Source organism: Rhizobium sp. WYCCWR10014 (genome assembly GCF_001657485.1).
In the GTDB taxonomy this organism is placed as follows: domain Bacteria; phylum Pseudomonadota; class Alphaproteobacteria; order Rhizobiales; family Rhizobiaceae; genus Rhizobium.
Window position 1 is genome coordinate 108,869 of sequence record NZ_LXFU01000034.1, and the last position, 10,967, is coordinate 119,835.

Annotated in this window: 9 protein-coding genes; 8 read left to right on the forward strand and 1 reads right to left on the reverse strand. The window is 60.2% G+C overall.

Going from position 1 to position 10,967, the window contains the following annotated elements:
* Positions 1-73: 73 nt before the first annotated feature.
* The gene (locus A6U98_RS14310) at positions 74-1,888 is read right to left on the reverse strand and encodes an EAL domain-containing protein (protein WP_064650775.1); all 1,815 of its coding nucleotides are present in this window, start codon (positions 1,886-1,888) and stop codon (positions 74-76) included.
* Positions 1,889-2,254: 366 nt separating this feature from the next.
* Between A6U98_RS14310 and A6U98_RS14315 the strand changes: the two genes are divergently transcribed.
* The 8 genes from A6U98_RS14315 (at position 2,255) to A6U98_RS14350 (ending at position 10,932) form a co-directional block, all read left to right on the forward strand.
* Complete coding sequence (locus A6U98_RS14315; RefSeq protein WP_064650776.1) at positions 2,255-3,790, forward strand: histidine kinase dimerization/phosphoacceptor domain -containing protein; 1,536 nt, start codon at positions 2,255-2,257, stop codon at positions 3,788-3,790.
* Between the two features lie 173 nt (positions 3,791-3,963).
* Positions 3,964-4,287, forward strand: coding sequence for a hypothetical protein (locus tag A6U98_RS14320; protein ID WP_064650779.1), 324 nt, complete (start codon positions 3,964-3,966; stop codon positions 4,285-4,287).
* A 144-nt stretch (positions 4,288-4,431) separates the two neighbouring features.
* On the forward strand, positions 4,432-5,442 hold the full coding sequence (locus A6U98_RS14325; protein WP_064650781.1) for a substrate-binding domain-containing protein: 1,011 nt from the start codon (positions 4,432-4,434) through the stop codon (positions 5,440-5,442).
* Between the two features lie 42 nt (positions 5,443-5,484).
* Complete coding sequence (locus tag A6U98_RS14330; RefSeq protein WP_064650783.1) at positions 5,485-6,759, forward strand: ABC transporter substrate-binding protein; 1,275 nt, start codon at positions 5,485-5,487, stop codon at positions 6,757-6,759.
* A 71-nt stretch (positions 6,760-6,830) separates the two neighbouring features.
* On the forward strand, positions 6,831-7,682 hold the full coding sequence (locus A6U98_RS14335; RefSeq protein WP_064650785.1) for a sugar ABC transporter permease: 852 nt from the start codon (positions 6,831-6,833) through the stop codon (positions 7,680-7,682).
* Positions 7,679-8,536: a carbohydrate ABC transporter permease gene (locus A6U98_RS14340; RefSeq protein WP_064650786.1), complete on the forward strand. Its 858-nt coding sequence runs from the start codon at positions 7,679-7,681 to the stop codon at positions 8,534-8,536. The genes A6U98_RS14335 and A6U98_RS14340 overlap by 4 nt, the downstream gene beginning before the upstream one ends.
* Positions 8,537-8,549: 13 nt before the next feature.
* Positions 8,550-9,608, forward strand: coding sequence for an ABC transporter ATP-binding protein (locus A6U98_RS14345; protein ID WP_064650788.1), 1,059 nt, complete (start codon positions 8,550-8,552; stop codon positions 9,606-9,608).
* Between the two features lie 19 nt (positions 9,609-9,627).
* Positions 9,628-10,932, forward strand: coding sequence for a trehalase family glycosidase (locus A6U98_RS14350; RefSeq protein WP_064650790.1), 1,305 nt, complete (start codon positions 9,628-9,630; stop codon positions 10,930-10,932).
* Positions 10,933-10,967: the final 35 nt, after the last annotated feature.

Genomic DNA, 10,967 nt, shown 5'->3' on the forward strand with positions numbered 1-10,967 from the left:
TCAAAATAATCTTGGTACTCAAGCGTTGTCTCAGGTATCCGGGGCTGGCCCGAGCGCGAAAACCTCGCTCAAACTATAGGGCTCCGGCACGGGTCTTGTCTTGGTTGAGCCGTTGTCCATGCTGCTCTAAAATGGCCGCGGCAATCGTTCGATCGACTGCTTTCGAAAACAGATAGCCCTGTCCGAGCTTGCAGCCGAGCTGGCTCAATTGAACAGCTTGGGGTTCTGTTTCAATCCCTTCTGCGACGACCCGGATTCCCAGCTTGTCAGCTATTCCGATCAGGCCCTCAACGATGACGGTCCCAGCGTCGCCCGGCACCATGCGGTCGATGAAGGACTTGTCGATCTTGATGATGTCGACCGGCACCGTCAGCAGATGGGTCAAAGACGCGTAGCCCGTGCCGAAGTCGTCGAGGGCAACCCGCAAACCCTTGGACCGAAGAGCCTTTATCTCGTCCGCTACAACATAGTCCCGTTGTCCGAGATAAACCGATTCCGTAACTTCGAGGATGATGTGCTTGAGAGGAACCTCTGCTTCCCCGAAAATTCGGCACAGCCTGTCTAGCAGATTACCGCCACGAAAATCTGCGGCAGACAGGTTGATGCCGACATGCTGGAGAGGAAGGCCTCGGGCGAGCCAGCTGCGGATGTCTCTCGCAACCCTCAGCAACATCCGTTGGGTCAGCTCAGCAGCGATATGCGCGTCTTTCGTCGCCTCATGGAAATGCGCTGCGGCTATGATTTCGCCGGAAGGCGTGGTCATTCGACATAAGGCTTCGAAACCGACGATTTCCCGCGTATCGAGGCGCAGGATCGGTTGGTAATGTGCGTCGATCCGATCGTCTTCCAGGGCGACGCCCACGTCCCGAACCGCCCTGAAGCGTCTGGTCAGGGCGGTGCCCAGGCCGGGATAGTGTTGCACGTACCGGCCGCGATTGTGTTCTTTCGCATGATAGAGCGCCACATCGGCGTTCTGGCGGATCTGGTCAGAGTTTGTTTCCGTCTCTGCCAATGCGCCGCCAATCGTCGCGGCGGGAAAGACGACATGACCGTCGCACGTTGAAGGAGAGGACAGTGCTTTGAGGATATCGGAGGCTCTCGCACTCAGATCAAGGTCTTTGTCGTCCGATACAATGACAGCAAACTCATCTCCACCAAGCCTAAACGTGTTTTTGGCGCCTGCTGTTGCGGCGATCCGCTCTGCAACCACTTGAATCAATGCGTCGCCGGCTGCGTGCCCGAACGTGTCGTTCACGAGTTTCAAGTTGTCGATGTCAACAAGCAAGATGCCCCAGGCGCGCCGCGATCGAGGCAGCTCTTCGGCGAGAAACTGGTTGAAACGAGCGCGATTCGACAGTCCCGTCATAGCGTCGCTGTATGTCAGCCGCTGACGTTCCATCACCCGTTCTTCGCGATCGATGGCGATTGTGCAGAGATGGACACAAGCCTCGACGAGGTCCCGTTCGACGGCCTTCGGACCGCGGTGGTCTCGATAGTAGAAGGCAAAGGTGCCGATCACCCGCTCGCCGCTCTTGATCGGACTGGACCAGCAAGCCCGCAACCCCAGCGGAAGGACCAGGGACTTGAAGTCCTGCCAACGAAGATCGGTCTCGATATCGGTGACAACGACCGCTTCTCCGAAATGGGCAGCAGCGCCACAGGAGCCCGCAAGAGGACCGGCTTCAAGATTGTCGACAGCCGCTGAATAGTCAGGCGGAAGGGAGGGGCCAGCAAGCGTGTGAAGACGGTTTCCGTCGAACGTCAGCACCGAAGCGATGATCCCAGGAACGGCGGCCTCAACCCTAAGGCAAAGTTGCTCGATCGTTGTTGCCAGCGGTTCCCCTTTGGCAATCATTTCCAGAATGGCATTCTGCAACTCAAGGATCATGACGTCACTTCCCGGAAGGAGACCCTGCCTACCAAACCGACTTTCAGATCAGGTTACGCCGTTGATTAGATTTTGATCGAATAGACGCCGAATGATCAGTTCAGGACCTGTCGTGGCGAGCGTCACGTACGAAAGGTTTTCGCCACCATTCCGACCTCCTTCTCGAACGGAGGAGATTGACCGATGTCACGGTCATTCTCTAAAGACGATTATGAAATACAATCCTCAGTCGTGCCCTTGAGGGCGCCGAGTCAGCGAGCACTGCATAATTTTCGAGAGTCAGAAATCAGCTTATCGGATATGGTTCGGAATGCGTTGCAATGTCCCCATCTGGCCGTCGCCGCACAATGGAAATTGGCCTAAAAGATGATCGGTGGCGATAAATACGTTGGCTCCGTAGGAAAAGCATCGCTCGCGATCATCGCGCTGATGTTTCTGTCATTGACCACCCTCTTGTCGCTCTGGCTCATATCCAGTTACGAGACAGCGGTTCGCCGGGGCGATGAGCGTGTCAGCGCCGCTTCCAAAATCGTTGCAGCAAACGCGAATTGGTTGAATTCCCTTGCTCGGGAGACCCTGCACCGAATTGATGATGCTCTGGGGCCGAGCACATCTTTGCCCGGCCCGGCCCGCGTGCGCGATCTCGACGCTGCCGTCTATGACCTTCCTCCTCAGGCGACTGCCTATGTCATCGGGGCTGATGGAGAAACGCTCTATTCAAATGATCGCAATATCCGGCCGATCAACGTTACGGACCGCGACTACTTCGTTCGGCTGAGAAACGGTGCTGACGAATATACATCCCCGCTGATCGTCAGCCGCCTTACCCAGCGGCAGATATTCGTCTTCAGCCGCAGGCTCGAACGAAATGGCGTGTTCGCCGGCGTCGCCGTGATTGCCTTCGACGCGACCATCCTCAGGCCAATATGGGACGCGGTCGCGATAGGCGAGAACTCGATTGTCAGCTTCATAAGACGCGACGGGCAACTTATCGCCCGATACCCGGAACCTGCCGGACCAGTCGATATGCGAAACCACAAGCTGTTTACCGACTATATGAGGAAGGCGACATCAGGCACATATCGCTCCGTGTCGCCAGTCGACAATGAAGATCGCCTGGTCGCCTACCGAATCCTCGAACGCACGCCTTTTGTGGCCATTGCTTCGGCAGATATCCATGTGATCATGCAGCCCTTTTGGGAGGATGCCAAAATCGCGGCTTTGCTGGTCGCTTTCGCCCTTGTCGGCGCTTTAGCCGCTGCATTGTGGATTCAGAACCTCATCAAGGTGGACACATTGCACACAAGGCAGCTTGCGGATGCGTTGCGATCGAATGAAACGCTCATGCGCGAGATACATCATCGAGTGAAGAACAACCTGCAGACGGTGATGGCCCTGCTGCGCTTGCAGGGTTTTGAACCGGAGGCTGTTCAAAAATTAAATGAGCGGATCTCTGCGATGTCCGCAGTTCACGAGCAGATGTACGGCTTCGACCAGTTTAGCGGAATCTCTGCTCGAGAATTCATTCCATCATTCGTTAAGACGCTGGTCGACGTCCATGGTCGCGCCGTTTCCGTCGACTTTGAAATCGACGACATCGTGATTGCAGCCGACAAGGCAACGCCGTTTGCCCTCCTGCTCAACGAGTTGATTGCCAACAGCATGAAATACGCGTTCGACGGCCGGGCATCGGGAAATATTCGCGTCATGCTGCACGTGACCGAAGGAGAGGAATCCCAACTTACCGTCGCTGACGACGGGATTGGATTCGATGGCCGATCGGACAGCGCCGGGATGGGCACGCGGCTGATCAAAGCCTTCGTAAATCAACTGCATGGCGAGGCGAGATATAATCGCCTGGAAGGGACGCAATTTACGGCAACCCTCAAGCTTGGCGATTGAGCGAGAGTTAATCCGACGCCACGTCTCCGTCCAAAGCAAGCCTTCGGTTATCCCCGCCGCATCGGGGGCACTTTTCATTGGGCTTGGGACGACACATTTTCCAGATGCCCTGCCGGTCGTGCGGGATTTCCTCGCCGTCGGCTTGCTCAATTCAGATGTCACTGGAGCAGAACATGACGAAAGTTCCTACCATAGCTCGTATCTGGCGTGGCCGCACGAAGCCGGAACTCGCTGATGAGTATGAAGCCTACAACCGCGCGGAGGGAATTCCTCCACTGCTAAAGACAGCACTCGACGTTCAACTGTTGCGCGAAGACCGTGAGGATGAGACGTGGTTCACGACAATTTCGTACTGGGCCGACGTGGAATCGATGACCGCGTTTACGAAAGGCGATCCACATCAGGTTCATCATCTTGAGCGGGACGCAGAACTACTTTGCGAACTTCCTGAGCGTATCCAGATACATAAAATAGTGGTCCCGCCTAGGTTGCGCTGAGAACCCCGCCCTTAGCATATCTCTGTGACGTCTCTGCTTCGTCTTGAGAGATCATCCGCGCGACATCAGAGTGAAATCCAAAACGTTTTGGCTTGACTCCCAAAACGTTTTGGAGAATCTTTTTGTCACTTCGGGAGGAAGAGCTTGGCCAATCTCAAACAGCTTGCGCAATCGCTGGGATTGTCGATCACCACGGTGTCGCGTGCGCTCGATGGTTATGCCGATGTGTCGGCTTCCACGCGCGAGCGGGTTCGGGAGGCCGCCGACAAGGTCGGCTACCGGCCGAATGCTTCGGCCCGCCGCCTCCGCAGGCAGCGCGCCGAACTGGTCGCCGTCACGCTGCCGAGCGATCCCGGCCATATCGGCCCTCCGCATTTCCTCGATATGTTGTCCGGCTGTGCCGAACATCTTGCTGCTGCCGGCCTCAATCTGGTGATTGCGCCGGTACCGCGCGGCGAGAGCGAACTCGACATCTGCCGCCGTTTCGTCGATGGCCGCCGCGTCGACGCCATGCTTCTCGTCCGCACCAAGCGGAAGGACGAGCGCGTCGAATTCCTGCAGTCGCGCGGTATTCCCTTCGTCACCAACGGCCGCACCGAAAGCCTGATGCCCCATCCCTATATCGATGGCGACGGCTTTGCCGGCTTTCGCGCCGCAACACTGCGCTTCCATGCCGCCGGCCACCGCCGCATCGGCCATATCGCTGGCCCGCAGGAATATTACTTCGCACATGATCGCTGCCGTGGCTGGCGGGCGGCGATGGAGGAATGCGGCCTTGCAACCGACCTCTATGCCGAAGGCGCGCCATTGGAACAGGGCGGTTATCTCGCAGCACTCGAACTTCTGCGCCAACCGTCGCGTCCGACCGCACTCGTCTGCGCCACCGACGAAATGGCGATCGGGGCACTGAGAGCGCTGCGCGAGGTCGATGGCGGCAATCAGATCAGCATTGTCGGCCATGACGATCTGCCGATGGGCGCCTTCACCAGCCCGCCGCTCTCGACCATGCGCATGACCGGCGAAAACCTCGGTGCGAGCTTCGCCTCGCTGCTGCTGCGCGCCATTGCCGGCGAACCCGCCGAAGAACTCCAGGAGCTTCACGCCATCGAATTCGTCGATCGCGACAGCCACCGCCGTCCGCTTAGAGCGGCATAGACAGAAGTGCATCTCAAACAAAGAACAATGAAGGAGGAGAAGATGAAACATACCCTATCACTTGGAATTCTGGCTTCGGCGGTGATGGCATTCGCCTCGCCGGTGCTTGCCCAGACGGTTTTCGTGTCCACCCAGCTTCGCCCGATCGAGGAGGCGACCGTCGTCCGCGAGGAACTCCTGAAGGACGTCGGCTCGGTTGATTACGTGGTCGAGGAGCCGCCGCAGTTTGCGGTGCGCATGGAGGCCGAACGTCAGGCCGGCAAGCGCACTGTCAGCCTCGTCGGTGCGCTGCATGGTGAGCTCTCGCCGCTTGCCGACAAGGACACGCTCGAGCCGCTCGAGGATCTCGCCAAGAAGCTGGCCGCGAGCGGCATGCCGCAGTCGCTGCTCGACCTCGGCAAGCTCGGTAAACCGACCCAGCAGTATATTCCCTGGATGCAGGCGACCTATGTGATGGCCGCCAAGAAGGAAGCGCTGCAATACCTGCCTGATGGCGCCGACGTAAACGCGCTGAACTACGATCAGTTGATCGAATGGGGCAAGAATATGCAGGAGGCCACCGGCCAGCCGCAGATCGGTTTCCCGGCCGGTCCGAAAGGGCTGATGGCGCGTTATTTCCAGGGTTATTTCTATCCGTCCTTCACGGGGGGTGTCGTGCGCACCTTCCAGAGTGCGGATGCTGCCGCCGGCTGGGAGAAGCTGAAGGCGTTGTGGGCCTATGTGACACCGAACTCCACCAGCTACGACTTCATGCAGGAGCCGCTGGCTGCCGGCGAAGTCATGGTCGCCTGGGATCATATCGCCCGGCTCAAGAATGCCATTTCCGCCGCACCTGACGATTATGTCGTCTTCCCCGCCCCCGCCGGTCCCAAGGGTCGTGGCTACATGCCAGTCGTTGCCGGTCTCGCCATTCCGAAGGGCGCGCCTGACAAGGCCGGCGCAGCAAAAATCATCGAGCACCTTTCCATGCCGGACACGCAGCTCCTGACCGCCTCCAAGGTCGGCTTCTTCCCGACGCTGAACGTCAAGCTGCCGCCGGATCTCGATGCGGGCGTCGCCCTACTCGCCGGTGCGGTCACCGCCACCCAGGCTTCCAAGGACGCGGTCATCTCGCTGCTCCCGGTCGGCCTCGGCGACAAGGGCGGTGAGTTCAACAAGGTCTACATGGACAGTTTTCAGCGCATCGTGCTCCAGAACGAGCCCGTCGCCGACGTGCTGAAGGCCCAGGGCGCCACGATGGCCAAGCTGATGACCGACACGAAGGCTGCCTGCTGGGCGCCCGATGCCAAGAGCGACGGCCCCTGCCCGGTCGAATAATCCCCCCATGAAGCGTCCGGGTGGAATGCCCGGGCGCTCTTCCCAAACTCTGCTCGTCAAGGCGGGAGCCGATGACCAATAGCCGACCTTGGATCCCCTATCTGCTGATCCTGCCATCCGTCGCCTTTCTGGCGCTGCTCTTCGTCGTGCCGCTGGTGCAGACGATCTGGCTGGCGGTCTCGGATAATGGTGTGCCGTCGCTTGCGAATACCGAGCGCATGGTGACCGATATCAATTTCACCCGCTCGGTGAAGAACACCTTCCTGCTGACGATCGCGGTCGTGCCGGTGCAGATCGCCCTTGCGCTTGCCATGGGCACGATGGTCGCCAAGGTCGGCCGCGGACGCGAGACGATCCTGTGGATCTGGACGATCCCGCTCGGCATTTCCGATCTCGCCGCCGGTCTCGTCTGGCTGTCGATCCTGCAGAATACCGGCTATCTGAATTCGCTGCTCTTCGGCCTCGGCATCATCAGTCGGCAGACAAGCTGGCTTTCCTACCAGACGCCGGTCGCGCTCTTCATCGCGATTGCGGTTGCCGAAATCTGGCGCGGCACGGCGATTGTCATGGTCATCATCGTCGCCGGTCTCAACCAGGTGCCGAAGGAATTCAAGGAAGCAGCCGAAATCTTCGGGGCTGGCCCGTGGACGCGCTTCTGGCGCATCACCCTGCCGCTGATCCGCCCGGCTCTGCAATCGGCGCTGATCCTGCGCACCGTGCTCGCCTTCGAGGTCTTCGCGGTGGTCTATGCGCTCGGCGGGCGCAATTTCCCTGTTCTCGTGGGCGAGGCCTACAACTGGCAGAACCAGAACCAGAACTACAGCGTCGCTGCCGCCTATGCGGTGCTGATCATGATCATCTCGCTTGCCGCCACGCTCATCTATCTGAAGGCCTTGAAAGTCGATCCGGAGCGCCTGCCATGACCACGGACACCATCAGCACGGCCGCAGACACACCCAAAGCGGCCGGCTTCATCTCCTCGCGCCGCTGGCTGCTCTGGAGCGGCATCGCAGCGCTTTGCGCCTGGGTGTTGGTGCCGATCTATCTGGTGGCACTCGGCGCACTTGGCGGTCGCCAGGGCGTCTATATCTGGCCGAAGACCGGTCTTCCCACTGGCATATCGCTGGAGCCCTTCATTCTCTTCCTGAAGACCGAAGGCGTCGTCCAGTCCTTCCTCAATTCGCTGGGGGCAGCCGGCATTACGGTGGCGCTTTCGATCCTGCTCGGCGCGCCCGCCGGTTATGCGCTCGCCCGCTATGATTTCCGCGGCAAGGACAGCTACCGCCTTCTGGTGCTGCTGACCCGCGCCTTCCCGCTGGCAATCCTGGCGCTGCCGCTGACGGTCTCCTTCATCCGGCTCGGCCTCTACGACACGATCCTCGGCGTCGGCCTTATCCATACGGTCCTGGCGCTGCCGTTTGCGGCACTCGTCACGCAAGGGATTTTCCTCGGCGTGCCGAAGGAGTTGGAGGAAGCCGCCTGGGTATTCGGCTGCACGCGCATCCAGGCCTTCTTCAAGGTGGTGGCACCCTTGGCGCTTCCCGGCATCGTCGCGACCGCTGTCTTTGCCTTCGTCATCTCATGGAACGAGGTCTTTGCTGCCTCGGTGCTGACGGTACGCAACCGAACGCTGACCGCCTACCTGCTGACCGTGCTGTCGGAAAGCCCCATGCATTACCGTTTTGCCGGGGGCCTGATGCTCATCCTTCCCTCGGTTGTCTTCATCTTCGCGGTCAGACGTTACCTCTTCGCGATCTGGGGCATTTCCTCCAAATAACGGGACCAGAGATATGGCCAATATTGTCATCGACCGCATCCGCAAGAGCTTCGGAGCCTTCCAGGCGCTGAAAGAGGTCTCGCTGACGATCAACGACGGCGAATTCGTCTCGCTGCTCGGTCCGTCCGGCTGCGGCAAGACCACGCTGCTGCGCATCATCGCCGGCCTCGAGACCGCAACGTCGGGAGATGTCCGCATCGGCGACAAGTCGGTGATCGGCTTGCCTCCCAAGGATCGCGGCCTTGCGATGGTATTCCAGAACTACGCCGTCTTTCCGCATATGACGGTCTACGAAAACGTCGCCTTCGGGCTGCGGATGCAGAAGGCCGACGACGCACGCGTGAAGGCGCAGGTCGAGAAGGCCGCCGGCCTGTTGCATATCGAGCAATATCTCGACCGCTACCCGAACAAGCTTTCCGGCGGCCAGCGCCAGCGCGTTGCGGTCGCTCGCGCCCTTGCCGTCGAACCGAAGGTTCTGCTGATGGACGAGCCGCTTTCGAACCTCGACGCGCTGCTCCGTCTCGAAATGCGCACGGAGCTCAAGACCGTGCTGCAATCGGCAGGCACCACGACGATCTATGTCACCCACGACCAGACCGAAGCCATGGGCCTTTCCGACCGCATCGCCGTCATGCATGGCGGCGTGGTCGAGCAGGTCGGCCATCCGGTCGAGATCTACAATCACCCGGCAACACGTTTCGTCGGCGGCTTCATCGGCAACCCGCCGATGAATTTCATCAAGGTGGCGGTGACGAACAGCCAGGTGGCGGCAGGCGCCGAGCAGCTCGCCGCGCCGCAGGGATCAGGCAATGAAGTGATCCTTGGCCTGCGCGGCGAAGCCGTCGAACTCGCGCCGCTGCCGCAGGGTCTCGAAATGAGGGTACGCGTTGCCGAGCCGATGGGCTCGCACCTGCTTCTGACCGGCTCGATCCACGACCAGCCGGTCCGCGTCATCCTGCCGGCCTCGGAAACCGTAAAGAGCGGCGACACGATCGGTCTGAAGCTCGACCAGAAGCGCATCACCTGGCTTTCGCCCGAAAGCGGCAAGTCCTTTCCGGCCGTCTTGGCCTAAGAATACCGGAGCATCCGAGATGAACATGCATATCGACCAGGCGAAGCGCATCCTCGCCGCCAACGATCGCGGCGGCTATACGGTGCCGACAGACCGGCTCTATCCCTTCCAGTGGAACTGGGATTCAGCCTTCGTCGCCATGGGCTTCGCGCTCTACGATATCGATCGCGCCTATCGCGAGCTGGAACGGCTGGTCGAGGGCCAGTGGGCGGACGGAATGATCCCGCATATCGTCTTCCACGCGCCAAGCGAAACCTATTTCCCGGGACCGAACGTCTGGCGCACGACGCACACGATCCCGACCTCCGGCATAACCCAGCCGCCGGTCTTCGCGATCGCGCTGCGCAAGCTGCATGAAGCCGCGGGCAACGATGCCGAGACGCGCACCCTGCCCCTCTACGAGGCGGCGCTGAGATGGCACCGCTGGTGGTATTCCGCCCGCGATCCCGATGGCACCGGGCTCGTCGCGCTGCTGCATCCCTGGGAAAGCGGCAGCGACAATTCTCCCGCCTGGGACATCGCGCTCGCTCGTGTACCCACCACCACCGATACCCCCGTCGTGCGCAAGGATACCGGCCATGTCGATGCCGACATGCGCCCGCGCGACGAGGATTACCGTCGCTTCATCCATCTCGTCGATACCTATGCCGCCTGCGGCTGGGATCCGGCGAGACAATGGGAAAAGGCGCCCTTCAAGGTCGCCGAGATCCAGACGACCGCCATCCTGCTCAAGGCGGGCGAGGACCTAGAGCACCTTGCCCGCCTGTTCGGCCGGACCGGGGACGCGATCGAGATCGCTGCCTTCAACAACCGCACACGCAAGGCGATGACGGCCCAATGGCGGCCGGACCTTGCCCGCTTCGTCTCGCGAGACCTGATCTCCGGTGAAGATGTCGAAGCCGCAACGCAAGCCGGTTTCATCCCTCTCCTCTCGCTGGATCTGGACAAGCATGTTGCCGACGCGCTGGTTTCGGAAATGAAAGCCTGGTCCAAGGGCCTCAAGGTCGCCTTTCCCACCACCAAGCCGGGCATCGCCAGCTGGGAGCCGAAGCGTTACTGGCGCGGCCCCGCCTGGGCGATCATCAACTGGCTTCTGATCGATGGATTGAATCGCAATGGCCATGCGGATGTCGCCGAAGAGCTGCGGCAATCCACCGTCGCAGCGATCGAAACGGAAGGTTTTGCCGAATATTTCGATCCGGTCACCGGCCAAGGCTGCGGTGGCCTCGGCTTTTCCTGGACGGCTGCGGCCTATCTGTGGCTTGAGCGAGGCGGAGTCCTAGAGTCTGTCAGGGTTATTTTGAACCATACCCTGCATGTCTGAGGTAGTTGGAGCACTCCTGGGGACTGAACGCCTTC

Coding starts and splice junctions, on each gene's coding strand:
- A6U98_RS14330 (WP_064650783.1), top strand. CDS start 5,485: ATGAAACATACCCTATCACTTGGAATTCTGGCTTCGGCGGTGATGGCA.
- A6U98_RS14335 (WP_064650785.1), top strand. CDS start 6,831: ATGACCAATAGCCGACCTTGGATCCCCTATCTGCTGATCCTGCCATCC.
- A6U98_RS14350 (WP_064650790.1), top strand. CDS start 9,628: ATGAACATGCATATCGACCAGGCGAAGCGCATCCTCGCCGCCAACGAT.
- A6U98_RS14345 (WP_064650788.1), top strand. CDS start 8,550: ATGGCCAATATTGTCATCGACCGCATCCGCAAGAGCTTCGGAGCCTTC.
- A6U98_RS14315 (WP_064650776.1), top strand. CDS start 2,255: ATGATCGGTGGCGATAAATACGTTGGCTCCGTAGGAAAAGCATCGCTC.
- A6U98_RS14340 (WP_064650786.1), top strand. CDS start 7,679: ATGACCACGGACACCATCAGCACGGCCGCAGACACACCCAAAGCGGCC.
- A6U98_RS14320 (WP_064650779.1), top strand. CDS start 3,964: ATGACGAAAGTTCCTACCATAGCTCGTATCTGGCGTGGCCGCACGAAG.
- A6U98_RS14310 (WP_064650775.1), bottom strand. CDS start 1,888: ATGATCCTTGAGTTGCAGAATGCCATTCTGGAAATGATTGCCAAAGGG.